This is a genomic window from Heliobacterium chlorum (assembly GCF_014502795.1).
Lineage (GTDB): Bacteria > Bacillota > Desulfitobacteriia > Heliobacteriales > Heliobacteriaceae > Heliobacterium > Heliobacterium chlorum.
In genome coordinates this window covers 1-524 of sequence record NZ_JACVHF010000154.1, presented here as the reverse complement: position 1 = coordinate 524, position 524 = coordinate 1, and the positions used below count along the sequence as shown (strand labels likewise).

1 protein-coding gene is annotated in these 524 nt (G+C 40.5%); it reads left to right on the top strand.

Going from position 1 to position 524, the window contains the following annotated elements:
- Positions 1–524, top strand: a 524-nt coding sequence (locus H1S01_RS22840) for a spore germination protein (protein ID WP_188042190.1), incomplete at both ends; no start/stop codon positions are given.

The following is a 524-nucleotide window of genomic DNA, read 5'->3' as shown; positions in this document are numbered from 1 at the left end:
GACGAAGGTCGGAGTATTGAACTACCTCAAACGGAAATATCTATCCCCGGACCTCATGATGCATTTGTGGAAGACGTTCAAAAAAACTTATATCTTTTACGTACTCGACTAGCAGATCCTCACTTTGTGGTGGAAAAAATTCATCTTAAAGGTCGTACGAAAGGACCCCTATATTTAGCGTATATCAAAGGTTTGACGAATCCAAAAATTGTTCGCGAAATGCGACGCCGTTTAAAAGCTGTTAATGTGGATATGATCTATAATTTAGGCCAACTGGAACAATTCATTCAGGATAATTCATTAACTGTTTTCTCTCAAATACTTCTCACAGAGCGACCAGATCGGACCATTTCCTTTTTGATGGAAGGTTCTGTAGCCGTTCTTTTGGAGGGAACTCCACAAGCCTTAATTGCCCCCGTAACGTTCTTTGCCTATATTCATTCTCCGGAAGATATTTATTTCCGTTGGCCCTTTGGTAGCTTTGCCCGTCTTCTTCGTATACTTAGTTTACTCACTACGATGTT